Origin of the sequence: Streptomyces sp. AC555_RSS877 (assembly GCF_019049245.1) — a bacterium.
Lineage (GTDB): Bacteria > Actinomycetota > Actinomycetes > Streptomycetales > Streptomycetaceae > Streptomyces.
Window position 1 is genome coordinate 144,162 of record NZ_JAGMUK010000053.1, and the last position, 24,222, is coordinate 168,383.

Here is a 24,222-nt window from a genome sequence, read left to right on the forward strand (position 1 = left end):
TGCTCCCTGCGCTGTGCTCGAACGTCGTGCCGGTGCACCGTCCTCGTCAGGCCCCGACCCGAACGAGCCGCGCGGCGTCCTCAGGAACGCCATGACTCGATCGGATTGCCCAGCCAGCGGGTGTCGTCGGGAACGGACTCCGACGCCATCACCAGCGACGCCGGACCCAGAGTCGTACGGGCCCCGACCGTGCTGCCGGGCAGGACGATGCCGCCAGGACCCAGCGTCGCGCCCTCACGGAGGACCACAGTATCCGTCCGCAAGATCCGGTCGTGGAAGAGGTGCGTCTGGAGCACACAGCCCCGGTTGACCGTCGCCGCGTCCTCCAGCGTCACCAGGTCCGTCTCGGGCAGCCAGTAGCTCTCCACCCACACGCCCCGCCCGATCCGCGCCCCGAGCCCGCGCAGCCACGCCGTCATCACCGGCGTACCCGGCACCGAACCGGCCAGCCACGGCACGGCCACGACCTCGACGAACGTGTCCGCCAGCTCGTTGCGCCACACGAAGCCGCTCCACAGCGGGTGTTCCCCGCTGCGGTGCCGCCCCACGAGTGCCCACTTCGCCACGACGGACAGCAGCCCCGCCGCGATCCCGGCCCCGAGCAGCACGAGCCCCGACAGCAGCGGCGCCCACGCACCCAGGGTGCTCAGCGCGCTCAGCGCCGTGACCGTCAGCACGGCGATCCCCGCCGAGCAGAACACCGGCACGATCCGGCACAGCTCCACCAGCCCGCGCGCCCACAGCAGCCGCGCCGGCGGATCGTACGTCCGGCTCTGGTCACCGCCGGCCGCCGAGCGGGGCAGCTTCACCGGCGGCAGCCCCAGATAGGAGCTGCCCTTCTTCGCCTTCTTCGGCGTCGCCGACAGCACACCCACCAGCCCGCCGTCCGGCACCGACCGCCCCGGCCCGGTCATCCCCGAGTTCCCGAGGAAGGCCCGCCGCCCGATCTCCGCCCGCCCGATCCGCATCCAGCCGCCGCCGAGCTCGTACGGCGCGGTCAGCGTGTCGTCGGCCAGGAACGCGCCCTCGCCGACCGTCGTCAGGCTCGGCAGCGCGAGCACCGTCGACACCTCGGCACCGCGCCCGATCCGCATGCCGAGCAGCCGCAGCCACACCGGCGTGACCAGCCCGGCGTACAGCGGGAACAGCGTCTCGCGCGAGCGGTCCATCAGCTGCGTGACCGTCCAGGCCTGCCAGCCGATCCGGCTGTGGGTGGGGTGAGTGCCCTCACGCAGGCCCAGGCTCAGCAGTCGTACGGCGATCAGGAGCAGCAGCGCGTACGCCAGCCCGAAGGCGAGCGTCGCCGGGACCAGGGCGAGCGCGGCACCCTTGAGCGCTTCGCCGAGCCCGGCGCCCGATTCCACGAACACGCGCGCCACCAGCAGCGCCACCACGCCCGACAGCACCGGCAGCAGCGTCAGCGCGAAGCCCGCCACGCCGTACATGACACGCCAGTACGTGCCCCGCACCGGCCGTTCCTTCGGCCAGTTCCGCTTGGCCTTGCCGAGCTTGACCGCGGGAGCGCCCGCCCAGCGCTGTCCGGTCGGGATCTGACCGGTGACGGCCGAGCCCGGCGCCACCTCGGCCCGCTTGCCGACCCGGGCACCGGGAAAGAGCATGCTGCGTGTGCCGACGACGGCGTGCCCGCCGACCCTGACCGGGCCGATCTCCAGCCGGTCGCCGTCCAGCCACCAGCCGGACAGGTCCACCTCGGACTCCACGGCCGCGCCCCGCCCCAGCCTGAGCATGCCGGTGACCGGCGGCAGCGAGTGCAGGTCCACGTCAGGACCGACCTTGGCGCCGAGCGCCCGCGCGTACCGCTCCAGCCACGACCCGGTCAGCGAGGTCGCCCCGCTGAACTCGGCCAGCCGCTCGGCGGACCAGAGCCGAAGATGCACGCTGCCACCGCGCGGGTACCGCCCCGGCTGCACACCCCTCAGCAGCAGCCGGGCCCCGCCCGCCGCGAGCGCCAGCCGCCCCGGCGGGCTGAAGAAGAGCAGCGCCCCGGCCCCGACGAGCCACCAAGGTGCGCTCGGCAGCCAGGAGTAGGCGGGCAGCAGGTTCCCGAGCGCGGCCAGCGCCACGCTCCAGCGCAGCCCCAGCAGCGTGAACAGGGGGAGGAGCACCAGGAGTTGGACCACCTGGGCGCGGACCGGCACCGGAGCGACGGTCCGCTCGGCGCCGTCGTCCTGCGCCGACTTCTCCAGATGCCGCGCCAACTTCCGCAGCACGGGCTGCTGGTAGATGTCGAGGACGGCGGCGCTCGGGTAGCGGCTGCGCAGCCGCGTGGTCAGCTGGGCGGCGGCGAGGCTGCTGCCGCCGATCGCGAAGAAGTCGTCCCGCGCGCTCGCCACGGGGATGCCGAGGATCTCGCTCCACTGCTCGGCGAGCCAGGCCTCGGTGCCGTACAGCTGCTCGGCCGGGCCGCCGGTCGCCAGCCCCTCCAGCGGCCAGGGCAGGGCCTTGCGGTCGACCTTGCCGCTGGTCCGGGTCGGCAGGTCGTCGACCGGCGCGAGCAGCGGGACCAGCGCGGCGGGCAGCTCGGCGCGCAGCTTCTCCACGGCCGCCGCGTGGTCCCAGCCGTCCTGGGTGACGACATAGCCGACGAGGAGCTGGTTGCCGCTCCGGGCGGTGCGCACCGCGGCGGCGGCCCCCGCCACCCCGGGCAGCGCCTGCAGGGCCGCGTCCACCTCACCGAGTTCGATGCGCCGCCCGCCGAGCTTGATCTGCTCGTCGGCCCGCCCGAGGAAGACCAGCCCCTCGGGCTCCGCCGTGACGAGGTCCCCGCTCCGGTACGCCCGCTCCCACCCCAGCGACTCCAGGGGCGCGTACTTCTCCGCGTCCTTCCCGGCGTCGAGATACCGCGCGAGCCCGACCCCGCCGATCACCAGCTGCCCCGTGCCGCCCATCGGCACGGGCTCGCCGGCCTCGTCCACGACGGCCAGCTCCCAGCCGTCCAGCGGCAGCCCGATCCGGATCGGCTCCGCACCGCTCATCAGCGACGCGCAGGCCACGACGGTCGCCTCGGTGGGCCCGTACGTGTTCCAGACCTCGCGCCCCTCCGTCACCAGCCGCTGCACCAGCTCCGGCGGGCAGGCCTCACCGCCGAAGATCAGCAGCCGTACGTCGTTCAGGTGCTCGGGCTCCCACAGCGAGGCCAGCGTCGGCACGGTCGACACCACGCTGATCTCCTGCTCGACCAGCCACGGCCCGAGATCGGCACCGCTCCTGACCTGCGCACGCGGCACCGGCACCAGACAGGCCCCGTACCGCCACGCCAGCCACATCTCCTCGCAGGAGGCGTCGAACGCGACCGACAGCCCCGCCATGACCCGGTCCCCGGGCCCGATCGGATCCTCGGTGAGGAACAGCGCGGCCTCGGCGTCCACGAACGCGGCGGCACTGCGATGGCTGACGGCGACGCCCTTGGGCTTCCCGGTGGACCCGGAGGTGAAGATGATCCAGGCGTCGTGCTCCGTGCCGGGCCGGGCCGCGGGAACGTCGCTCTCGGAGAACACGGTCAGCGCGTGCCCGCCCCCGACGACGGCCCGCACCTCTGCCTCCCCGAACACCAGCTCGGCCCGCTCGTCCGGGTCCTCGGCGTCCACGGGCACATAGGCGGCCCCGGCGGCCAGTACGGCGAGAATCGCGACGTACAGCTCATTGCTGCCGGACGGCACCCGGACCCCCACCCGGTCGCCCAGCCCGACCCCGGCTCCGGCCAGCGCGCGCCGCAGCTGCTCCACCTCGGCGGCGAGCTGCCGGTAGGTGAGCCGCGTCGTCCCGTCGTCCAGGGCGAGTTCGTCGGGATACGACCGTACGGACGCGTCGAAGACGTCGACGAGGGTGCGCGGCGAGGCCGCCGGCCCACCGGAGAAACGTGCCCTGTCGCCGAACCGTTCGCGGATCTCTTCGTCCAGACCGAGAGCACTGCTCTCGTGTATGGCTGCCATCGGGCCCTCGCGTCTCGATCCCGGAAATCCGGGGCGCTGGCGGGTCCGCAGGTCTGCCTGGGGTTGTCCGGATCCAGCTCCGTTCCGTAACAAGCCGGAAATTTTAGTACGACGGTAGGCTCGGCCCTTTCTGTCGGCCACTTCAAAGCGGCCTTCCGGGGGCGCGAGGGCCGAGCCCGGGGGCGCTGACCTGGTGATCTTCAGACAGAGGAGAGATGGCCCACACAACGAGCGAGGGCCGCGATCCAGTGATCGCGACCCTCGCTCATCTCGTGTGTCCGAGGGGGGACTTGAACCCCCACGCCCGATAAAGGGCACTAGCACCTCAAGCTAGCGCGTCTGCCATTCCGCCACCCGGACAAGGTGTCTGTCGTGCGGGGTTTCCCTCGCGGCGACGGAGGAAACATTACCAGGCTTTTCGAGTGCCCTCGGGGCACCCCCGTCGCCCCTCGGCGCACCCCCGGCCGGGCGTGAACGACGTGTGACGGGCCGGGACCGGTCTTGGGGTGTGCGCCGTGGGAGGAGGAGGATGCGGGGGGAACCACCAGCAGCGAAGGCGTGGGAGGAAGCAGCGTGAGCGAGTCGGACACGGCCAGGGGCGTCACCGGCGAGGACGAGGTCGTGGACCTCTGCCGCGAGCTGATCCAGATCGACACCAGCAACTACGGGGACAACTCCGGCCCGGGGGAGCGCAAGGCGGCCGAGTACGTCGCCGAGAAGCTTGCCGAGGTGGGACTCGAACCGCGGATCTTCGAGTCCCACCCGGGCCGCGCGTCCACCGTGGCCCGCATCGAGGGCGCGGACCCGTCCCGGCCCGCGCTGCTCATCCACGGCCACACCGACGTCGTACCGGCCAACGCGGCCGACTGGACCCACCACCCCTTCTCCGGCGAGGTCGCGGACGGGTGCGTGTGGGGCCGCGGGGCCGTCGACATGAAGGACATGGACGCGATGACCCTCGCGGTCGTACGGGACCGGCTGCGCAGCGGGCGCAAGCCGCCCCGGGACATCGTCCTCGCGTTCCTCGCGGACGAGGAGGCGGGCGGCACGTACGGTGCCAAGCACCTCGTCAAGAACCACCCCGATCTCTTCGAGGGTGTCACCGAGGCGATCAGCGAGGTGGGCGGGTTCTCGTTCACGGTGAGCGAGGAGCGGCGGCTCTACCTGATCCAGACGGCCGAGAAGGGCATGCACTGGATGAAGCTGACCGTGGCCGGCACGGCGGGCCACGGATCGATGATCCACCGGGACAACGCCATCACCGAGCTGTCGGAGGCGGTCGCGCGGATCGGGCGGCACACGTTCCCGGTGCGGGTCACCAAGACCACCCGGGCCTTCCTCGACGAACTCGGCGACGCGCTCGGCGTCGAGCTCGACGCCGAGGACATGGAGTCGACGCTCGCCCGGCTCGGCGGCATCGCCAAGCTGATCGGCGCGACCCTGAGCAACACGGCCAACCCCACACAGCTCGGCGCCGGCTACAAGGTCAACGTCATTCCGGGGGAGGCCACCGCGCACGTCGACGGGCGGTTCCTGCCGGGCCACGAGGAGGAGTTCCTCGCCGACCTCGACCGGATCCTCGGGCCGAAGGTGCGGCGCGAGGACGTGCACGCGGACAAGGCCGTCGAGACCACCTTCGACGGGCCGCTGGTGGCGGCGATGCAGTCGGCGCTGGTCGCCGAGGACCCGGCCGCGAAGGCGATCCCCTACATGCTCTCCGGCGGGACCGACGCCAAGTCCTTCGACGACCTCGGCATCCGGGGCTTCGGCTTCGCCCCGCTCAAGCTGCCGCCGGAGCTGGACTTCGCCGGGATGTTCCACGGTGTCGACGAGCGGGTGCCGGTGGACGGGCTGCGGTTCGGCGTGCGCGTGCTCGACCGGTTCATCGACGCGTCCTGAATTGCCTCACTGAAACGAAACCGCAGTATTCGCTCGAGTGTGCGGAAACCTACTGGGAAGAGTGAATACGACGATACGCTCGTAGCTCCATTACTCCCTCCTCGTTACTGCTGACGTGATCCGCTGATGGGGATCGCATTGCCAACAAGGAGAGAATAATGATCAAGAAGATCGTCGCCGCTGCCGTTGCCACTGGTGGTCTGGTTCTCGCGGGCGCGGGCATGGCCGCCGCCCACTCGGGCGCCCAGGGTGCGGCCGTGAACTCCCCGGGTGTCCTTTCCGGCAACGTCGTCCAGGTTCCCGTTCACGTCCCCGTGAACGCCTGCGGCAACACGGTCTCCGTGATCGGGCTGCTGAACCCGGCCTTCGGCAACACCTGCGTCAACAACTGACGTTGTGCCTCGCCCCGTCAGGGGCTGAGCCCGTCGGCCCCGGAGTGCGCGCCATGCGCTCCGGGGTCGACCGGCCTTTTCGGAACGACTCTTTTCGAACGGCGAGACGCGCACGTCGGAACTCGAATGCCGGAACCGGACTTCGAGAACTTGATCGCCGCGAACTCGACCGTCGAGAATGCGAACTTCGGGAATTCGGGACAAGGTCGAAAGCAGGGATTCAGCAATGCGACAGGTCACCCGCAAAGGCCTGATGACCATGGCCGCCGCCACCGGCGTGATCGCCGCGACCGGTGGCGCGGCACACGCGGACTCGGCCGCGAGCGGATCGGGCGCGAACTCGCCCGGCGTACTGTCGGGCAACTCGGTGCAGGCGCCGGTGTACGCGCCGGTGAACGTCTGCGGCAACACGGTCAACGTCATCGGGCTCCTCAACCCGGCGATGGGCAACAAGTGTGTCAACACCGGCGTCAAGAGCGGCGGCGGCAGCGGCTCGTCCGGTGGGTACAGCGGGCACGGCGGACAGGCGGGCGGGGACAACGGCGGTTCGCCCGGTGTCGGCTCCGGCAACCACGTCGAGGTGCCGATCGACGCACCGGTGAACGTTTGCGACAACAGCGTCGACGTCATCGGGATCGGCAACCCCACCACGGGCAACGACTGCGGGAACGGGGGCGGTTCCGGCGGCACCGTGCCGTCGGGGAGCGGTCAGGAGACTCCGCCCGGCGGCACCGTGCCGTCGGGGAGCGGTCAGGAGACTCCGCCCGGCGGCCCCGAGCAGCCGGGCAACCCGGTGGAGCAGGGTCGCCCCGGCGCCCCGAACACGCCGCCCGCCTCGGGCGACGAGACACCGGGCGGCTCCTCGCGCGCCAACCAGCCCGGGGCGCAGTCCCTCACCCAGCCGCGAGCCGCCGCACAGCTCGCGCACACCGGCAGTGAGCTGCCGATGGGCCTCGCGCTCCCCGTGGGCGCGGGGGCGCTGCTGGCGGGCGCGCTGCTCTACCGCAAGGGGCGCGCCTCGGCATAACCCTGGGGCAGCGGGGATTCACAGCACCACGAAATCCCCCGGCGTGGCGGACGACGGAGCGGGCCCGGTGTCGGTGGGCCCGCTCCGTTTCCGTCGCCTCAGATCACCACGTGGCGCGGACCTGGCGGATGATCCGCCGGCGCAGCCGCACCCTGCGGCTGCCGTCGCGCAGCAGGCTCAGGCGGTCCAACTCCCAGTGTCCGTACTCGGCATGGTCCGTCAGCAGACGTGTGGCGTCTTTGCGGGAGACCCCGCGCGGTACGTACACGTCGACAAATTCGTATTCCGGCATCGCATCTATTGTGCGGTCTGGGGTCCGGTACGGATAGCGTCTGCACTATGTCTGATGCTGCGCAGCCCACCGCTGCCGAGGTACGCGCCGCCGCCGAGGCGGTCAAGACCGCGCTCGACCGCCACCTGGCCGCGGTCGAACGCCGGTCGGGTGAGGACGACCCGGCTGTCTACGAGGCGTTCAACGAGCTGGCCGCGGCCGCGGAGGCGTACGACGAGCTGCTCTACGACCGTTACGACGAGGTCACGCCCTTCGAGATCCCCGGCGCGGACGACTCGCTGCCGCCGTACATCGGTCCGGAGGAGCCGAACGCCCTCAGCGTGCTGATCCGCCGCGACTACACCGTGGCGGAGCCCCAGCGGCTGCTGGCGCAGGCCGAGCGGGTCGAGGCGGCGGACTACGACGAGAGCGGGGAAGCCTCCGGCACGGTGCACGGGGCGCTCGGCATCCTGTTCGGCGAGTTCGAGGCGGACGAGATCGCCTCCCGGCACAAGGACTTCGGCCTGGAGGAGGGCGACTCCACGCTCTGGGTGACGGCGGCGGACGAGACGGCCGTGCCCGGCGAGTGGCTGGAGGCGCCGTTCGAGCAGGTCGACCCGCAGCGGGTGGTGTGCCGCTTCGACGTCAGCGCGGTCTTCGACGACGACGTGGACGACATCGATGACGAAGACGACGAGGACGACGAGGACGACGGGGACGTGGAAGACGTCGCGGAGATCGACGAAGCGGCCGTGGACGGGGATCTGAAGCGGCTGGACGCGGATCGCCCAGCGGGCCGCTGAGCGCCCCCTCGCCGCGAGACCGTCCATGACCACGGCGGCCGCGGAAGCCCGGCCGGGCTTCCGCGGCCGCCGTGGTCGTACCCCCGGGTGTGTGGTCAGCCGGCCGTCGGGATCTGCGGAGCGAGCAGCGCGGGCAGGCGGGTCGTGCGCGGCTTCGCCGGGATCTCCGCCACCGCACGGGCGAGTGCCTGGTCCGCGCCGTGGACCACGGACAGATGGCGGTCCCCCCGGCCGAACGCCGTGTAGACCCAGGGCCGGCTGAGGGCCTGCACGGCGTCGCCGGGCAGCACCACGACCGCCGCGGGCCACCGGGCGCCCACCGCTTGGTGCGCGGTCAGCGCCCACCCGTGCCGCACGGACTGCTCCACCCGCTCCTTCGGTACGACGACGGCCTCGCCGGCGCAGGACAGGTGCAGCCCCTCGGCGTCGGCCTTGACGACGTGGCCCGGCAGCGTACGGCCCGGCGCGGGGGAGTAGGCGATCCGGTCGCCCGGGTCGAAGCCGCCGAAACGGCCGGGTCCCGGGTTGAGCCGCTCCTTGAGAGCCGCGTTCAGCACGCGGGTGCCGACCGCGCCGCCGTGGCCCGGCGTGATCACCTGCGTCTCCTCGGCGGGCACCCCGATCGCCCGGGGCACGGAGTCCGCGACGAGCTGCACGGTCCGGTGCACGGCCTCGCCCGCGTCCCGCACCGGCACGATCACGACCTCCTTGCCGGGGGCCTCGACCTGGTTGAGCTCGCCGATGCCGACCCCGGAGACCAGCTCGCCCAGCGGGCCGGGGTCCGGGCGCCGGGAGGCGACCTGCGGGCAGATCCGCGCGGCCAGCAGATCCGCGAAGACCCGCCCGGGACCCACGGACCACAGCACCGCGGGGTCCCCGGCCAGCACCAGCCGGGAGCCGTCCGGCAGCGACTCGGTGAGCAGCGCCGCCGTCTCGACGTCCAGCTGCGGGGCGTCGAGCACCACGAGCAGGTCGAGGTCCAGCGCTCCCTCGGCGTCTCGGCCGGGCCCTTCGGCACCGGACAGCAACCCGGCGACGGTGGCGACGGCCACCTCGGGGGCGTCCGTGGCCCCGGCGCTCTGCGGTGCGTCGGCACGGGCGGCCCGCGCCCCGAAACGGTCACGGCCGATCGGCCCGTGCGTGGCGGCCCAGGCGCGCAGCCCCAGCCCGCGAGCCGCGCTCAGCAGGGCCGCCGGTTCGGCCAGGGAGGCTTCGCCACCCGCATGGAGGACCAGACCGTGGCCCGCGACCGCCCGGATCAGCTCGGCGGCGGAACCCCCTGCCGAGGCGGCGGCCTGCTCCCAGTCCGCGGCCGAACCGTCCTCCTTCGGCACCGAGTTGATCAGCCGGGCCAGACCGTCGGCAAGGCTCTCCTCCGCGAGGGCGTACCGCTCCAGACCGACCAGGACACGCACCGGGCGCTCCTCGCCCTCCTCGCCGCCCTCGGCGTCGTCGTCCTGCTCGCGCCGGGGCGGTGCTCCGGGTTCGTCCAGGGCGTCCTGGAAGACCAGGGCCTCGCCCTCGGCAAGGGTGCTCTGGACGGCCGCGTCGGCATCCGGCACATTCCGCTGGGCCAGCGCGGCCGTGAGCGCCGGCATCTCCAGGGCGGTGTGCCCGGCGAGGGCGGCCTGCTCCAGCAGCCAGACGGTGACCGCCCGGCCGCGGCGCTCGTCGTCCGGAGCGCAGTCCGCGCCGAGCAGGGCCCGCGCGAATCCGTCGGCCTGCTCGGGCCGCACGCTCGCGACCCGCAGCAACTGCCAGGGATCCGCCCGCAGTTGCTCGTCGGCCCCCTCTCCGAGGGCCGCGGCGACCTGCGCCGCCAGCGCGTCCGGTGCGCCGCCCTCGGTCAGTACCCGCCGCACGGACTCGACGGTCTCCGGGGCGGCAGTCGCGCTCCCCGGGGGTGTCGGCACGGGCTGCGGCCTCGACTCCGGGGCGGTGCGGCGCGGCGCGGGTGCGGGCTCGCTGAAGACGGCGGCCGCGGGCTTCTCGCCGCTCTCCACCGCCCGTACGGCCGCGAGGAGGTCGGCGGCCTTCCCGCTGAGCTTGGTCCCGGCGGCGATGGGCGACTTCTTCTCGGCCTTCCGCTGCTCGATCCGCTCCCGCTCCAACCGCTGGGCGGCGAGCTCGGCCTCCGCCTCGGACAGCTTCTTCGCTTCTTCGGCGTCGTCGGCGGTCTCACCCCCGGCGGCGGCGCCGGTCTCCGCGGTCTCGCCGTCGGGGGTGTCGCCGGCCTTCGTGGTCTCGCCGTCCGGGGCGTCGCCGTCCTCCGCGACAGCGTCCTGCGCGACATCGGTCTCGACGCCTGTCTCGGGGGCGGCGCCCTCCGCCGCGGTGCCCGGCGTCCCCGGCTCGGCGTCCTCGGCGTGCTCAGCGGGCTCCGGCTCCGTGCTCACAGCGTGCTCCAGTCGTGATCGGGATAGCGGTGCACGGGCGCCGACACGTCGTCGAGCGCCCGGCAGATCTCGTCAGGAAGACTAAGGGCCTCCACTGACAATGCCGCCGTGAGCTGCTGCGCGTTGCGCGCGCCGACGATCGGCGCGGCCACGCCCGGCCGGTCGCGCACCCACGCGAGGGCGACCTGTATCGGCGTCACCGCGAGCCCGTCCGCCGCCGTCGTCACGGCGTCCACGATGCGCGTCGCCGTGTCGTCGAGGTACGGCGCGACGAACGGCGCCAGATGCTCCGAGGCGCCCCGCGAGTCGGCCGGTGTGGCGTTCCGGTACTTGCCGGTGAGCACACCGCGGCCGAGCGGGGACGAGGGAAGCATGCCGATGCCCAGATCCAGGGCGGCCGGCAGCACCTCGCGCTCGACGCCGCGCTGCAGCAGCGAGTACTCCAGCTGTGTGCTCGCCAGCCGGGTCCGCGTGCCCGGCGCGGCGATCTGCCAGGTCGCGGCCTTGGCGAGCTGCCACCCGCAGAAGTTGGAGACCCCGGCATAGCGGGCTCGTCCACTGCTGACCGCGAGGTCCAGCGCCTGCAGCGTCTCCTCCAGCGGGGTGTCGGGGTCGAAGGCGTGGATGTGCCACACGTCGACGTAGTCCGTGCCGAGCCGGGCCAGCGAGGCGTCCAGCGCGGAGAGCAGATGGCCGCGCGAGCCGTCGAACCGGCGGTCGGGGTCCGGAACGCTGCCGGCCTTGGTCGAGATGACCAGATCCCGGCGCGGCACGAGGCCTTCGATGAGACGTCCGAGCAGGTATTCGGCCTCCCCGTCGCCGTACACGTCCGCCGTGTCGACGAGGCTCCCGCCGGCTTCCCAGAACGTCTTCAAGAGGTCCGCGGCGTCGTGCTCATCGGTGTCCCGACCCCAGGTGAGGGTGCCGAGCCCGATGCGGGACACACGCAGGCCGGTGCGGCCGAGATGCCTCTGCTCCATGGACGCCGAGATTACTGGCCAGAACCTGTCAGATGGGTGCCTGCGGATAACCAGTTTCCGCCGATGCGGCCGGGGGCGGTGCCGGGCGGCGGACCGGACGGCCGAAGCGGCGGCCGGGTCCTCGCCGTACCCGAACCCCCACCCCCGCGCTAAGGTCTGCGGACAAGGACGTTACTGATCGGTAAGGGGATTCGGCATGCAGCTCGGGATCAACCTCGGCTACTGGGGTGCCGGCATGGACGCGGACAATCTGGCCGTCGCCCAGGAGGCCGACCGGCTCGGGTACGCGGTCTGCTGGGCCGCCGAGGCCTACGGCTCCGACGCGGCCACCGTGCTCACCTGGGTCGCCGCCCAGACCGAGCGCATCGACGTCGGCTCGGCCATCTTCCAGATCCCGGCCCGGCAGCCGGCGATGACCGCGATGACCGCCGCCACCCTCGACTCGCTCTCCGGCGGCCGCTTCCGCCTCGGTCTCGGCGTCTCGGGTCCGCAGGTCTCCGAGGGCTGGTACGGCGTCAAGTTCGACAAGCCGCTGTCCCGCACCCGCGAGTACGTCGAGATCGTGCGGAAGGCGATGACCCGCGAGCGGCTGTCGTTCGAGGGCGAGCACTGGACGCTGCCGCTGCCCGGCGGCCCCGGCAAGCCCATCAAGCTCACCGTGCACCCCGAGCGCGAGCACATCCCGCTGTACATCGCCGCCATCGGCCCGAAGAACCTCGAACAGACCGGTGAGATCGCGGACGGCGCACTGCTGATCTTCCCCTCGGCCGACCACCTCGAGGACACCGCGATCACGTACCTGCGCGCGGGACGCGAGAAGGCGGGCAAGACCCTCGACGGCTTCGACGTGTGCCCGACCCTGCCCCTCGCGGTCGGCGACGACAAGGACGTGGCCGCGCTCGCCGACACCTTCCGCCCGTACACCGCGCTGTACGTCGGCGGCATGGGCAGCAGCAAGCAGAACTTCTACAACCAGCTCGCCCGCCGCATGGGCTACGAGAAGGAAGCCGCCGAGATCCAGGACAAGTACCTGTCCGGCGACAAGCAGGGCGCGGCCGCCGCCGTACCGCACGAGCTGATCGACAAGACGACCCTGCTGGGTTCGGTCGACCGGATCGCGGACCGGATGAAGGCGTACGCGGCGGTCGGGGTCACGACCCTGAGCCTCGCTCCCGCGGGCTTCACGCTCGACGAGCGGCTCGCCTCGCTCCGCGCCGGCGCGGAGGCCATGGAGCGCGCGGGACTCGCGTAGCACCTGGTTCAACCGCCGGAGGTCTACAGCGGCCGTGGTGGGGGCTCGGGGGTCTTCCCCGCCACGGCCGTCATGCAGCACAACGCGCCCGGGCCCGCGTGGTTACGCCCTGAAGCGACCCCGAGGGTCCTCCTTTTGGCGGAGTTGTCCGACACAGCTGTTGCAACACCCCTCTCACCGCATTTGACTCGTTCTTTGCGGACCCTGCGGAGAGTCCTGCAGAGAGGTGCTGACGATGCTTTCGGCCAAGAGTCTGTTCCAGGAGATCATCGACAACGACGAGTCCTTCCGCCTGTTCTGCTCCATCGCGGCCAGCGGGGAGACGCAGGGCGGCTGGGAGAACGCCCGCATCGCCGCGCTCGTCCCCGCGAGCGAACGGGACATGGCCCCCAAGATCACCCGGCACGGAGCGGACGAGGACAAGCACGGGCGGATCTTCAACGCCCTCCTGAAGAAGCGTGCTCTGGAGCCCGTCCCCGTGCCGCCCGAGACCGACTACACGGCCCTCCTGGAGAAGCACGGCATCGGGCTCGCCCACGAGAAGCTGAAGGGCGACCAGCCGCTCACGGTGGCGGACATCGTCACCTACCTGGCGCACAGCCGGGTCACGGAGCAGCGGGCCGCCGACCAGATGGTGATGCTGCGCAAGCACTTCGCGGACGACCCCCTGGTCGGCAAGGCGGTCCGGATGATCTCCAACGACGAGGACAACCACCTCGCGTACACCCACGAGGAGCTGCTGCGCTTCGCGGCCGCCGGGCACGGACGGCTCATCCAGCGCACGCTGCGCGACTGCGCGCTCGCCGAGATCGGCATCTACCGGGACGTCAGCCTGGCCGTCATGGCCCACATGGGCCGCATCCTGGGCTGGCCGAAGGCGAAGTCGGCGATGCTCGCGGCCGGCATCCACGCGATGTACGCGTACGAGCGCCTGGCGGGCTGGCGCCGGATGGTGTCCCTGAAGATGCCGGAACGCCGGGACGCCCTCGGAGGCCCGGCGAGCGCGGCCCCCGAGTTCGCCTGAACCAGGAACCGTCCGCGGCCTCCACCCGCGACCGGACCCCCGGCTGCATCCACCCCGGCTACATCCACCCCCGGCTCTTGAACAGCCGGTACAGCAGCACCTCCAGGGCGACCATCAGCACGATCACCGCCGGATACGCCCACTCCCAGCGCAGCTCGGGCATGTGCTCGAAGTTCATGCCGTAGATCCCCGCGATCATCGTGGGGATCGCGGCCATGGCCGCCCACGCGGAGATCTTCCGCATGTCGTCGTTCTGCCGGACGCTCATCTGCGCCAGATGCGCGGACAGGACGTCCGAGACCAGCCGGTCCAGGCCCTCCACGGACTCGTTCACGCGCGTGAGGTGGTCGTTGACGTCCCGGAAGAAGGGCCGCGCCGTGTCGTCCACGAAGGGCACGGCCCCGCCGAACTGCCCCACGCCCGCCAGGCGGGTCAGCGGCAGGGCGAGCGGGCCGGTCGCCCGGCGGAACTCCAGGATCTGCCGCTTGAAGGTGTAGATCCGGGACGCGGTGTGGCGCGAGCCGCCGCCGTCCGGCGAGAACACCTCCGTCTCCAGCTCCTCCAGGTCGGTCTGCAATTCGGTCGCCACGTCCAGGTAGTGGTCGACGACGGCGTCGGCGACCGCGTACAGCACGGCGGTGGGGCCTTTGCCGAGCAATTCGGGCTCCTGCTCCATACGCTGCCGTACGGCGCCCAGCGGGGAGCCCTCGCCGTGGCGCACCGTCACCACGAACGAGTCGCCGAGGAAGAGCATGACCTCGCCGGTGGAGACGGCGTCGCTCTGCGGCTCGTACACGACCGGCTTGAGGACCGCGAACAGCGAGTCGTCGTAGACCTCCAGCTTGGGCCGCTGGTGGGCCTTCAGGGCGTCCTCGACCGCCAGCGGGTGCAGGCCGAACTCCCGGGTGACGTGGTCGAACTCCTTCTCGGACGGCTCGTGCAGCCCGATCCAGACGAATCCGTGGGCCGCCCGGGCCTCGGCGAGCGCGTCGGAAAGATCCTCGGGGCCTTTCGACCGGTGTCCGTCGCGGTAGATGGCACAGTCGACGATCACTGAGTGTGTTCCCCTGTCCTCCACGGGCCGCCACGTTCGGGCGTGCGCCTACTCTGGGCCGCATGCCCACGTTGATCCTCGTCCGGCACGGACGTTCCACCGCCAACACCGAGGGGCTGCTCGCCGGCTGGACGCCCGGCGTCGCCCTCGACGAGCGCGGGGCCGCGCAGGCCGCCGCGCTGCCCGGACGGCTCGCCGAGCTGCCGCTCGCCGAGGTCGTCAGCAGCCCGCTGCAGCGCTGCCAGGAGACGATCCGGCCACTCCTCGACGCCCGGCCCGGCCTCGCCGCGCACTCCGACGAACGGATCGGGGAGTGCCACTACGGCGACTGGTCCGGCCGCAAGCTCGCCGAGCTCAGCGGCGAGCCGCTGATGGAGGTCGTGCAGGCGCACCCCTCGGCGGCCGCGTTCCCCGGCGGCGAGTCGATGCGGGCGATGCAGACCCGCGCCGCCGAGGCGGTGCGCGAGTGGAACGCGCGCGTGGAGCGCGACCACGGCCCCGACGCGGTCTACCTCATGTGCTCTCACGGCGACATCATCAAGTCTCTGGTGGCGGACGCACTCGGACTTCATCTAGACCTCTTCCAGCGGATTTCCGTTGAACCGTGTTCCATCACCGCGATCCGTTACACCCGTCTGAGGCCGTTTCTCGTCCGCCTCGGCGACACCGGCGACTTCACGTCCCTGGTGCCGCGCGAGGAGCCTCCGGCCGACGAGGCGACGGTCGGGGGTGGTGCGGGCGCACCGTGATCGCCGGGCGCAGTAGGGTGAAGCGGTTCGCACCCACGATTTCAATGGAGACAGGACGTGTCCCGTCAGGTGTTCCTCTACGACCCCCCGGACCGGTTCGTGGCCGGTACGGTCGGACTGCCCGGACGCCGTACGTTCTTCCTCCAGGCCACGGCCGGCCCCCGGGTGACCAGCGTGGCCCTGGAGAAGACCCAGGTCGCCGCGCTCGCCGAGCGCATGGACGAGCTGCTGGACGAAGTCGTACGCCGTAGCGGCGGAAGTGCCGCCGTCCCGGCGGTGGCGCCCACCGAAGTCGCCGACACCCGCCCCCTGGATGCCCCCGTCGAGGAGGAGTTCAGGGTCGGCACCATGGCTCTGGCCTGGGACGGTGACGAGCAGCGCATGATCGTCGAGGCGCAGGCCCTCGTCGAACTCGACGCCGACACCGACGAGGACCTCGCCGAGGCCGAGGAGCGGCTGCTTCAGGACGAGGAGAACGGTCCCCCGATGCTGCGGGTCCGGCTCACCGGCGCGCAGGCGCGAGCCTTCGCCAAGCGCGCCCTTGACGTCGTCAACGCGGGGCGGCCGCCGTGTCCGCTGTGCAGCCTCCCGCTCGACCCGGAAGGACACGTATGTCCGCGCCAGAACGGATACCGCCGCGGGGCGTGACGACGACAGCGATGTCGGCCGAACTGCTCGCCGAGGGCGAGCTCACCGTGCGCGGCCGCATCCGGGAGGCGTCCAACGCCGCGCTGTACTGCACGGTCTCCCACGACGGCCGGGAAGCCGCCTGCATCTACAAGCCGGTGGCCGGTGAGCGGCCCCTGTGGGACTTCCCCGACGGCAACCTCGCCCGCCGTGAGGTCGCGGCCTACGAGGTCTCCGAAGCCACCGGCTGGGGCCTCGTACCGCCCACCGTGCTGCGGGACGGGCCGTACGGCGAGGGCATGTGCCAGCTGTGGATCGAGGTCACACCCGAGGCCGAACTGCTCGCCCTGGTGGACGGCGAGGAGCCCGAGGCGGGCTGGAAGGCGATCGGCTTCGCCGAGGTCGGGGAGGGGCGGACCGCGCTGCTCGTGCACGCCGACGACGAGCGGCTGCGCCGGCTCGCCGTGCTCGACGCCGTGATCAACAACGCGGACCGCAAGGGCGGGCACCTCCTGCCCGCCGCCGGGGGCGTGCTGTACGGCATCGACCACGGGGTCACCTTCAACGTCGAGAACAAGTTGCGGACGCTGCTGTGGGGGTGGGCCGGGGAGCCGCTGACCGGTGAGGCGGTCGACGTACTGACAGGCCTCAGGGCGGCGCTCGGCGCGGACGGGGCGCTGACCGCCCGGCTGGCCGAACTGATCACCCCCGCCGAACTCGACGCCACGCGCGCGCGTGTCGACGCGCTGCTGGCCGCCGGAACGCACCCGGAGCCGAGCGGGGACTGGCCGGCCATTCCCTGGCCGCCCGTCTAGGGCCTGTCCGGCGGATCAGGTCGCAGGACATCCGCGGCGCCTCGTCGACGCTGGTGAGCGGGGCCTGGTGCGTCGAGCCGCAAGGCGGAGGAGGGCGTCGACGCGATGGAGGTCCCCCCGGTCGAGCGAGGTCGAGAGTGCGGGAGTCGGCAACCGACGACAACGCCGCAGATCGGCGTGCCAGGCCCCGCGTCTGCGGCATGATCCGCCGGACAGACCCTGGCGGCAGGGCACGCCGTGCGATATCGCGCAAGAACGCCTTACCGGCCATCCGGCCCGGTCCGGTTCGTATACGGAACATCCGTCCGGTTAGGCTCATGACATGCATGCCTGGCCCGCTTCCGAGGTCCCCGCCCTGCCTGGTCAGGGCCGCGACCTGAGGATCCACGACACCGCGACCGGCGGCTTGGTCTCCCTCGACCCCGGTCCCGTCGCCCGTATCTACGTCTGCGGCATCACGCCGTACGACGCGACCCACCTGGGTCACGCGGCGACCTACAACGCGTTCGACCTCGTACAACGCGTGTGGCTCGACACCAAGCGGCAGGTCCACTACGTCCAGAACGTCACCGACATCGACGACCCGCTGCTGGAGCGGGCCGAGCGCGACGGCATCGACTGGGCCGCCCTCGCGGAGAAGGAGACGGCCCTCTTCCGCGAGGACATGACGGCCCTGCGGATGCTGCCCCCGCGGCAGTACATCGGCGCGGTCGAGGCGATACCCGGCATCGTGCCGCTCGTCGAACGCCTGCGGGACGCGGGCGCCGCGTACGAGCTCGAAGGGGACGTCTACTTCTCCGTCGAGTCCGATCCGCACTTCGGCGAGGTCTCCCACCTGGACGCCGCCGCGATGCGGCTGCTCTCCGCCGAGCGCGGGGGCGACCCCGACCGGCCGGGCAAGAAGAACCCGCTCGACCCGATGCTGTGGATGGCCGCCCGCGAGGGCGAGCCCAGTTGGGACGGCGGTTCGCTCGGACGTGGCCGGCCCGGCTGGCACATCGAGTGTGTCGCCATCGCGCTGGACCACCTCGGCATGGGCTTCGACGTCCAGGGCGGCGGTTCCGACCTCGCCTTCCCGCACCACGAGATGGGCGCCTCGCACGCCCAGGCGCTGACCGGCGAGTTCCCCATGGCCAAGGCGTACGTCCACGCCGGCATGGTCGCCCTGCACGGCGAGAAGATGTCCAAGTCCAAGGGCAACCTGGTCTTCGTCTCGCAGCTGAGGCGCGACGGCGTCGACCCCGCCGCCATCCGGCTCGCGCTCCTCGCCCACCACTACCGGGCCGACTGGGAGTGGACCGACCAGGTTCTGCAGGACGCCCTCGACCGGGTCGGCCGCTGGCGTGCCGCCGTCTCCCGGCCCGACGGCCCGCCCGCCGAAGCGCTCGTCGACGAGATCCGTGAAGCCCTGGCAGCCGACCTGGACGCGCCGGCGGCGCTGGCCGCCGTGGACCGGTGGGCGGCGCTCCAGAACGAGCGGGGCGGTACGGACGAGGGCGCGCCCGGCGTGGTGTCGCGGGCGGTGGACGCCCTGCTGGGCGTGGCGTTGTAGCGCCGCAGGACTCAAGAGAGCAGGACACAGGAGACCAGGACACAGGAGAGCAGGACAGGGGACAGGGGCGCTTCCTCGCCGCAGAGGAAGCGCCCCTTCCGTTCTTCCGGTCCCACAGCGGTCGGTCCACCCCGTCTTCAGCAACTCGGTTTGCCAGAAGTCGAATTGGGCAACGTTGACAATCCGCTCTGAAGCGGACGCAACGTCACAATCCCATCAAGGGCTGCGGGGGCCACGGTCATGTGGTGGGGTGAGAGCGCCTGTTGACCGTACGGCCGGCAGTGTCCGGCCCTGTTGCGGAAGGACGCACAGTGGCACCCGCAGACCGTTCCTTCGCACGACGAAGACTGCTCACCACGGCCGCCGCGCTCTCGGGCGCGGCCCTTGTCGGCGGCACCGCGCACGCGGCCGAGACCCGACAGCACCCGTGGCCCGCACAGTTCCCCCTGCCCGACGGCTTCCAGCCCGAGGGCATCACGATCGGCGCGCACCCCGTCGCCTACTTCGGCTCGCTCGACAACGGGGACATCTACCGGGCGAGTCTCGCCACGGGCCGGGGCTCCGTCATCAGCAAGGGCCTCGGCACCGGACACGCCGTCGTGGGCCTGAAGACCGACCGGCACGGCACGCTCTTCCTGGCCGGCGGCGGCAGCGGCGAGATCCGCACGGTCGACGCCCGCACCGGCGAGATCCTGAAGGTGTACGCCACTGGCGGCGCCTTCGTGAACGACGTGATCCTCACCCCGGGCGCCGCCTGGTTCACGGACTCCTTCAAGCCGCAGCTCTACCGACTGGCCCGTGGCGGGCACCGCCCGCCCGAGGCAGTGGACGCCCTTCCTCTGACCGGCGACTGGGAGCAGGGCCCGGACTTCACCGCCAACGGCATCGAGCGCACCCCCGACGGCAGCGCCCTGCTGGTGGTCAACGCCTTCGCGAACGGCGGCGGCCTCATGCGGGTCGACCCGCGTACCGGGGTCGCCCGCACCGTAGACCTGGGCACGGCGAAGCTCCCCAACGGGGACGGCCTGCTGCTGCTCGGCCGGATTCTCTACGCCGTCCAGCAGCAGCAGAACGCGATCGACGTGTTCCGGCTGAACGACACCGGCACCAAGGGCACGGCGATAGCCCGGATCACCGACCCGCGCTTCCGCATCCCGACGACGGCGGCGGCGTGGGGCAGGCGGCTCTACCTGCCGAACGCGCGCTTCGACGTGGAGCCGACACCGGGGACCGATTACGACGCGGTGGCCGTGCGCCAGGTCTGACGTCCGACACGGAAGGGCGGTGCGCCGGCCGGCGCACCGCCCTCACCGGTTCAGTCCTCCGAGGAGGAATCCCCGTCGTCCGCCTCTGTGTCCGCGTCCGCCGCGTCCGCCGACTCGGCGTCCGGCTTCGGCGGCTTGGGAGGCTTCGTACGACCGCCGGGGTTGTCCCTGAGGTAGGGCGTGCTGTCGCTGCCGTCGGCCGTGGCGTGCCCACCGGAGCCGCCCGGCCCGGATCCGTCCCGGCGCCGCAGATACCGCTCGAACTCGCGGGCGATCGCCTCACCCGATGCCTCCGGCAGCTCCGCGGTGTCCCGGGCCTCCTCCAGCGACTGGACGTACTCGGCGACCTCGCTGTCCTCGGCGGCCAGCTGGTCGACGCCCACCTGCCAGGCGCGCGCGTCCTCGGGCAGCTCGCCCAGCGGGATGCGTACGTCGATCAGGTCCTCCAGGCGGTTGAGGAGGGCCAGCGTCGCCTTCGGGTTCGGCGGCTGCGACACGTAGTGCGGGACGGCCGCCCACAGCGACACGGCCGGTACGCCCGCGTGCGTGCACGCCTCCTGGAGGATGCCGACGATGCCTGTGGGGCCCTCGTACTTGGTCTCCTCCAGATCCATGCGCTGGGCCAGGTCCGGGTCGGACGTGACGCCGCTGACCGGGACCGGACGGGTGTGCGGGGTGTCACCGAGCAGCGCGCCCAGGACCACCACCAGTTCCACGCCCAGCTCATGGGCGAAGCCGAGGATCTCGTTGCAGAACGAGCGCCATCGCATCGAGGGTTCGATGCCTCGGACGAGCACGAGATCGCGCGGCTTCTCGCCGCCGACCCGGACGACCGAGAGCCGGGTCGTGGGCCACGTGATCTTGCGGACACCGGCGTCCAGCCACACCGTGGGGCGGTTCACCTGGAAGTCGTAGTAGTCCTCGGCGTCCAGCGCCGCGAACACCTCGCCCTTCCACTCCCGGTCCAGGTGCGCGACCGCGGCGGAGGCGGCGTCGCCGGCATCGTTCCAGCCCTCGAACGCGGCCACCATGACTGGGTCGATCAGCTCGGGAACTCCCTCCAGCTCGATCACCCAGCGCCTCCTTCCGACGTGCCCTCGCTTAACGACCCAACCTTACGGCGTGCGGCGGGGGCGCCCGCAGCCCCCTTGCACGGGGGAGTGAACGGATCACTGCCCCGATCGTCACCTCGGGACACCACTCGTGGGGTGCTCCTCACAGGCTCGACCTGAGCCACTGCTCGACGCTCGCGACGTGCACGGTCGCCCAGGACCGTGCCGCCTCCGCGTCCCGGTCGCGCAGTGCCGCCAGGATCGCCCGGTGCTCGTGCAGGGTGCGGCTGACCGCGTCCTCCTGGGTCAGCCCGCGCCAGACGCGGGCCCGGGTGGTGGGCCCGGACAGACCGTCCAGCAGGGAACACAGCACGGAGTTCCCGGAGCTCTGCACGATGCCGCGGTGGAAGTCCAGGTCACAGGCGACCAGCTCCTCCACGGACGGGCTGTCGCCCAGCCTGTCCAACTGTGCCGAGAGCGCGTCCAGTTGCTGCTCGCTGATCCGCAGGGCCGCCATCGCGGTCGCGGCCGGCTCCAGGATGCGGCGTACGGCCAGGAACTCCAGCACCGTGTCGTCGCGGTGGAAGTCGACGACGAAGCTCAGCGCCTCCAGGAGGAGCTGCGGGTCGAGGCTGGTGACGTACGTGCCGTCGCCCTGGCGTACGTCCAGGATCCGGATCAGGGACAGGGCGCGCACCGCCTCCCGCAGGGAGTTGCGGGACAGGCCGAGCTCGGCGGCGAGTTCGCTCTCCTTGGGGAGCCGGTCCCCGGGGCGCAGCGCGCCGGAGACGATCATGCCCTTGATCTTCTCGATCGCCTCGTCGGTGACTGCCATGACCGGCCTCCCTCGTACCCCATGATCCTGAGACATCGGATGTCTCAGCCACATTATGCGGCCTGCTCGGAGAAGTGCCTCCAGGCGATCACTGCCCCCGCCAAGGCGGCGGGACGGGGCGCGCGGCCGTCGGCCCCTCCTGCCCCGGCAGGCCGACGGTCACGCCCGGTACTCCTCCGCCAGCAGCCGCAGTGCCTCCAGCGAGACGACGGCGCCCTTCTGGATGCCCGCCGCGACGACCTCCCGGTGCGGGTCGTACCCGCCGGTCATCTCCTCGTCGACCAGTTCGTCGGCGTTCACCCCGTCGACGACGAGGACGCCGCCCGCGACGAGCCCGCGCAGCGAGGCGGTCACGAACAGCGCCGACAGCTCCATCTCGATGGCCGCGAGCCCGGCACCGGCGTAGGAGAAAAGGGGAAGGAGCCCCGGCTGGAAGGCCGCCCGCGTCCACACGATGCCCCGGTGGTGCGGGGCGCCCGCCGCGCGGGCCGCGCGCTGGAGCGCGAGGACCGCCTCCGGCGAGGAGACGGCCGGGAACTCCGGGGGCAGCAACTGCTGTGTGACCCCGTCGTCCCGCACGGCCGCCTCCGCGATGACGAGGTCGCCGTCCCCGATGCCGGGCTTCATCGCGCCCGCCGTACCGAACCGGATGAGCGTGCGCACCCCCGCGTCCGCCAGCTCCTGGAACAGCAGGATCGCGCCCGGCCCGCCCACCCCGTGCGAGGCGACGAGGACCGGCAGGCCCTTCCAGCCGCCGCTGAACACACGGTATTCGCGGTGGTACGAGACCTCCTCGGCGACGTCGAGGAGCGCGGCCACGGCCGCCGCCCGCGCCGGGTCGCCGACGACGACCGCGTACTCCGGAAGGCCGGTGCGGGGTATGCGGGTGACGGGCGACAGGTCCAGCGTCATGCGATGGCTCCTCGACATGCCGAAGAAGGGTTCCCCGAGGTCATGTACGGTATGCGACACCCCCGGAACCTCAGGAGTGGCCCGTCATGCCGCACGAACTCCGCGCCGTCGAATGGACGGGCTCCGGCATCGCGCTGATCGACCAGACGCTGCTTCCGCACCGCACCGAGACGAGGCACGTCCAGGACGTGGACGCTCTGGTGGACGCGATCAGGCGCCTCGTGGTGCGCGGGGCGCCGGCGATCGGCGCGGCGGGGGCGTACGGGGTGGCGCTCGCCCAGCTCCAGGGGGAGCGGGAGGGCTGGACGGACCGCGAGATCCGCGCGGCCGTCGCCCGCGTCCGCGAGGCCCGGCCGACGGCCGTCAACCTCATGGTCTGCGTCGACCGGGTCGCCGACCGCCTGCCCGAAGGCCTCGGCGCGATGCTGGAGGAGGCCGCCGCCGTCCAGCGCGAGGACGTCGAGGCCAACCGGGCGATGGGCGCGCACGGCGCCGACTGGCTGCTCGAACGGCTCGGCGCGGACCGCCCGTTGCGCATCCTGACCCACTGCAACACGGGCGCGCTGGCGACCGCCGGCTGGGGCACGGCCCTCGGCGTGATCCGCGAGCTGCACGCGCGCGGACTGCTGGAGGTCGTCTACGCCGACGAGACGCGCCCCCTGCTCCAGGGCTCCCGCCTGACCGCCTGGGAGTTGGTCCAGGAGGGCATACCGCACTACGTCCAGGCCGACGGGGCGCCGCCGGCACCATCCTGCGCGGCGAGGTCGACGCGGCGGTCGTCGGCGCCGACCGCATCGCGGCCAACGGTGACACGGCGAACAAGGTCGGCACCGTGGGCGTCGCCCTGGCCTGCGCGGACGCCGGCATCACGTTCCTGGTCGCGGCGCCCACCACCACGATCGACCTGGCGGCCAAGACGGGCGACGACATCCACATCGAACTCCGCGACGAGACCGAGGTGCTGGAGTGGGCGGGCCTGCGCACCGCTCCGGCCGGGTCCCGCGGCCACAACCCGGCGTTCGACGTCACGCCGGGGCGGCTGGTGACGGGGCTGGTGACGGAACGGGGCGTGCTGGAGGTGTCGGCGGGGCAGGTGCCGGGGGAGCACCTGCGGGACGCCGGTACATCGGCGAGGGCAGGGGAGTGAGCATGATCGTGCTCGTGCTGGCCGGCGTGCTCGTGCTGGTCGTCGCGGGGTGCGCCTGCGTCGTGTGGGCCTCGCGCGGCGGCCCGGCCTGGGTGCGCGCGGTGGCGACCGTCACGCTGGCGGCCGGTGAGCTGGTGCGCGTGTCGGGGCGGGGAGACCGGAGTTCGGGTCACAGCGGCGACGACGGCTAGGACCACTGTCCGGGCGGGAGGGCCGC

The 24,222-nt window shown here is 72.3% G+C and carries 20 protein-coding genes, 1 tRNA gene and 1 pseudogene; 13 read left to right on the plus strand and 9 right to left on the minus strand.

The annotated features are described in order from the left end of the window. Positions 1 to 80 precede the first annotated feature (80 nt). Both KUM49_RS23490 and KUM49_RS23495 read right to left on the minus strand, forming a co-directional pair. Positions 81 to 3,953, minus strand: coding sequence for a Pls/PosA family non-ribosomal peptide synthetase (locus KUM49_RS23490; RefSeq protein ID WP_217238890.1), 3,873 nt, complete (start codon positions 3,951 to 3,953; stop codon positions 81 to 83). Between the two features lie 275 nt (positions 3,954 to 4,228). Continuing rightward, a tRNA-Leu gene (locus tag KUM49_RS23495) sits at positions 4,229 to 4,313 on the minus strand. Between the two features lie 213 nt (positions 4,314 to 4,526). On the opposite strand from KUM49_RS23495, the gene KUM49_RS23500 reads away from it, so the two are divergent. The 3 genes from KUM49_RS23500 to KUM49_RS23510 all read left to right on the plus strand — a co-directional run bounded on the left by KUM49_RS23500 (position 4,527) and on the right by KUM49_RS23510 (position 7,271). Then, positions 4,527 to 5,852: a M20/M25/M40 family metallo-hydrolase gene (locus tag KUM49_RS23500; protein WP_217238891.1), complete on the plus strand. Its 1,326-nt coding sequence runs from the start codon at positions 4,527 to 4,529 to the stop codon at positions 5,850 to 5,852. A 158-nt stretch (positions 5,853 to 6,010) separates the two neighbouring features. After that, positions 6,011 to 6,244: a chaplin ChpH gene (chpH, locus tag KUM49_RS23505; protein WP_217238892.1), complete on the plus strand. Its 234-nt coding sequence runs from the start codon at positions 6,011 to 6,013 to the stop codon at positions 6,242 to 6,244. A gap of 226 nt (positions 6,245 to 6,470) precedes the next feature. Next, positions 6,471 to 7,271 carry a chaplin gene (locus KUM49_RS23510; RefSeq protein ID WP_217238893.1) on the plus strand — a complete coding sequence of 267 codons (801 nt, stop codon included), beginning with the start codon at positions 6,471 to 6,473 and terminating at the stop codon, positions 7,269 to 7,271. Between the two features lie 103 nt (positions 7,272 to 7,374). Here the strand turns inward: KUM49_RS23510 and KUM49_RS23515 are convergent, their stop codons facing one another. Continuing rightward, the gene (locus KUM49_RS23515) at positions 7,375 to 7,563 is read right to left on the minus strand and encodes a DUF5703 family protein (RefSeq protein WP_005485166.1); all 189 of its coding nucleotides are present in this window, start codon (positions 7,561 to 7,563) and stop codon (positions 7,375 to 7,377) included. A gap of 47 nt (positions 7,564 to 7,610) precedes the next feature. Between KUM49_RS23515 and KUM49_RS23520 the strand changes: the two genes are divergently transcribed. Further along, a complete protein-coding gene (locus KUM49_RS23520) occupies positions 7,611 to 8,345 on the plus strand; it encodes a hypothetical protein (RefSeq protein WP_217238894.1) in 735 nt (244 codons plus the stop codon). 95 nt (positions 8,346 to 8,440) lie between these two features. On the opposite strand, the gene KUM49_RS23525 is transcribed toward KUM49_RS23520, so the two are convergent. Further along, positions 8,441 to 10,741 (minus strand): helix-hairpin-helix domain-containing protein, encoded by a 2,301-nt coding sequence (locus KUM49_RS23525; RefSeq protein WP_217238895.1) that lies wholly within the window; start codon positions 10,739 to 10,741, stop codon positions 8,441 to 8,443. Next, the gene (locus KUM49_RS23530) at positions 10,738 to 11,721 is read right to left on the minus strand and encodes an aldo/keto reductase (protein WP_217238896.1); all 984 of its coding nucleotides are present in this window, start codon (positions 11,719 to 11,721) and stop codon (positions 10,738 to 10,740) included. Before KUM49_RS23530 ends, KUM49_RS23525 begins: the two co-directional genes overlap by 4 nt. Before the next feature lie 196 nt (positions 11,722 to 11,917). On the opposite strand from KUM49_RS23530, the gene KUM49_RS23535 reads away from it, so the two are divergent. Both KUM49_RS23535 and KUM49_RS23540 read left to right on the plus strand, forming a co-directional pair. Further along, positions 11,918 to 12,973, plus strand: a complete 1,056-nt coding sequence (locus KUM49_RS23535) for an LLM class F420-dependent oxidoreductase (protein ID WP_217238897.1) — start codon at positions 11,918 to 11,920, stop codon at positions 12,971 to 12,973. A gap of 235 nt (positions 12,974 to 13,208) precedes the next feature. Further along, positions 13,209 to 13,997, plus strand: coding sequence for a ferritin-like domain-containing protein (locus tag KUM49_RS23540; RefSeq protein WP_217238898.1), 789 nt, complete (start codon positions 13,209 to 13,211; stop codon positions 13,995 to 13,997). Positions 13,998 to 14,055: 58 nt separating this feature from the next. Here KUM49_RS23540 and corA read toward each other — a convergent pair whose 3' ends face one another. After that, positions 14,056 to 15,051 carry a magnesium/cobalt transporter CorA gene (gene corA / locus KUM49_RS23545; RefSeq protein ID WP_217238899.1) on the minus strand — a complete coding sequence of 332 codons (996 nt, stop codon included), beginning with the start codon at positions 15,049 to 15,051 and terminating at the stop codon, positions 14,056 to 14,058. A gap of 62 nt (positions 15,052 to 15,113) precedes the next feature. On the opposite strand from corA, the gene KUM49_RS23550 reads away from it, so the two are divergent. From KUM49_RS23550 to KUM49_RS23570, 5 genes are all read left to right on the plus strand, one after another. After that, complete coding sequence (locus KUM49_RS23550) at positions 15,114 to 15,800, plus strand: histidine phosphatase family protein (RefSeq protein ID WP_217238900.1); 687 nt, start codon at positions 15,114 to 15,116, stop codon at positions 15,798 to 15,800. Positions 15,801 to 15,857: 57 nt separating this feature from the next. Then, positions 15,858 to 16,448, plus strand: a complete 591-nt coding sequence (locus KUM49_RS23555; RefSeq protein ID WP_217238901.1) for a DUF3090 domain-containing protein — start codon at positions 15,858 to 15,860, stop codon at positions 16,446 to 16,448. Next, positions 16,412 to 17,242 carry an SCO1664 family protein gene (locus KUM49_RS23560; RefSeq protein ID WP_217238902.1) on the plus strand — a complete coding sequence of 277 codons (831 nt, stop codon included), beginning with the start codon at positions 16,412 to 16,414 and terminating at the stop codon, positions 17,240 to 17,242. The genes KUM49_RS23555 and KUM49_RS23560 overlap by 37 nt, the downstream gene beginning before the upstream one ends. Positions 17,243 to 17,564: 322 nt before the next feature. After that, on the plus strand, positions 17,565 to 18,794 hold the full coding sequence (mshC, locus tag KUM49_RS23565) for a cysteine--1-D-myo-inosityl 2-amino-2-deoxy-alpha-D-glucopyranoside ligase (protein ID WP_217238903.1): 1,230 nt from the start codon (positions 17,565 to 17,567) through the stop codon (positions 18,792 to 18,794). A 311-nt stretch (positions 18,795 to 19,105) separates the two neighbouring features. Then, entirely contained in the window at positions 19,106 to 20,059 is a 954-nt protein-coding gene (locus tag KUM49_RS23570; protein WP_217238904.1) for an SMP-30/gluconolactonase/LRE family protein, read from the plus strand. A gap of 50 nt (positions 20,060 to 20,109) precedes the next feature. Here the strand turns inward: KUM49_RS23570 and KUM49_RS23575 are convergent, their stop codons facing one another. From KUM49_RS23575 to KUM49_RS23585, 3 genes are all read right to left on the minus strand, one after another. Beyond that, a complete protein-coding gene (locus KUM49_RS23575) occupies positions 20,110 to 21,132 on the minus strand; it encodes a PAC2 family protein (RefSeq protein ID WP_217238905.1) in 1,023 nt (340 codons plus the stop codon). Between the two features lie 142 nt (positions 21,133 to 21,274). After that, positions 21,275 to 21,946: a FadR/GntR family transcriptional regulator gene (locus tag KUM49_RS23580; protein ID WP_217238906.1), complete on the minus strand. Its 672-nt coding sequence runs from the start codon at positions 21,944 to 21,946 to the stop codon at positions 21,275 to 21,277. A gap of 159 nt (positions 21,947 to 22,105) precedes the next feature. Continuing rightward, positions 22,106 to 22,858 (minus strand): purine-nucleoside phosphorylase, encoded by a 753-nt coding sequence (locus KUM49_RS23585; RefSeq protein WP_217238907.1) that lies wholly within the window; start codon positions 22,856 to 22,858, stop codon positions 22,106 to 22,108. A gap of 86 nt (positions 22,859 to 22,944) precedes the next feature. Here KUM49_RS23585 and mtnA point away from each other — a divergent pair. Beyond that, a pseudogene (gene mtnA / locus KUM49_RS23590) lies at positions 22,945 to 24,005 on the plus strand (S-methyl-5-thioribose-1-phosphate isomerase). Between the two features lie 2 nt (positions 24,006 to 24,007). Then, positions 24,008 to 24,196 carry a hypothetical protein gene (locus KUM49_RS23595; RefSeq protein ID WP_217238908.1) on the plus strand — a complete coding sequence of 63 codons (189 nt, stop codon included), beginning with the start codon at positions 24,008 to 24,010 and terminating at the stop codon, positions 24,194 to 24,196. The last annotated feature ends 26 nt before the right edge of the window (positions 24,197 to 24,222 follow it).

Excerpts from the sequence above, each read along its gene's own strand:
- chpH (WP_217238892.1), top strand. The coding sequence starts at position 6,011 with ATGATCAAGAAGATCGTCGCCGCTGCCGTTGCCACTGGTGGTCTGGTT.
- KUM49_RS23515 (WP_005485166.1), bottom strand. The coding sequence starts at position 7,563 with ATGCCGGAATACGAATTTGTCGACGTGTACGTACCGCGCGGGGTCTCC.
- KUM49_RS23490 (WP_217238890.1), bottom strand. The coding sequence starts at position 3,953 with ATGGCAGCCATACACGAGAGCAGTGCTCTCGGTCTGGACGAAGAGATC.
- KUM49_RS23560 (WP_217238902.1), top strand. The coding sequence starts at position 16,412 with ATGTCCGCGCCAGAACGGATACCGCCGCGGGGCGTGACGACGACAGCG.
- KUM49_RS23535 (WP_217238897.1), top strand. The coding sequence starts at position 11,918 with ATGCAGCTCGGGATCAACCTCGGCTACTGGGGTGCCGGCATGGACGCG.
- KUM49_RS23510 (WP_217238893.1), top strand. The coding sequence starts at position 6,471 with ATGCGACAGGTCACCCGCAAAGGCCTGATGACCATGGCCGCCGCCACC.
- mshC (WP_217238903.1), top strand. The coding sequence starts at position 17,565 with ATGCATGCCTGGCCCGCTTCCGAGGTCCCCGCCCTGCCTGGTCAGGGC.
- KUM49_RS23540 (WP_217238898.1), top strand. The coding sequence starts at position 13,209 with ATGCTTTCGGCCAAGAGTCTGTTCCAGGAGATCATCGACAACGACGAG.
- KUM49_RS23550 (WP_217238900.1), top strand. The coding sequence starts at position 15,114 with ATGCCCACGTTGATCCTCGTCCGGCACGGACGTTCCACCGCCAACACC.
- KUM49_RS23580 (WP_217238906.1), bottom strand. The coding sequence starts at position 21,946 with ATGGCAGTCACCGACGAGGCGATCGAGAAGATCAAGGGCATGATCGTC.
- KUM49_RS23595 (WP_217238908.1), top strand. The coding sequence starts at position 24,008 with ATGATCGTGCTCGTGCTGGCCGGCGTGCTCGTGCTGGTCGTCGCGGGG.
- KUM49_RS23520 (WP_217238894.1), top strand. The coding sequence starts at position 7,611 with ATGTCTGATGCTGCGCAGCCCACCGCTGCCGAGGTACGCGCCGCCGCC.
- KUM49_RS23585 (WP_217238907.1), bottom strand. The coding sequence starts at position 22,858 with ATGACGCTGGACCTGTCGCCCGTCACCCGCATACCCCGCACCGGCCTT.
- KUM49_RS23530 (WP_217238896.1), bottom strand. The coding sequence starts at position 11,721 with ATGGAGCAGAGGCATCTCGGCCGCACCGGCCTGCGTGTGTCCCGCATC.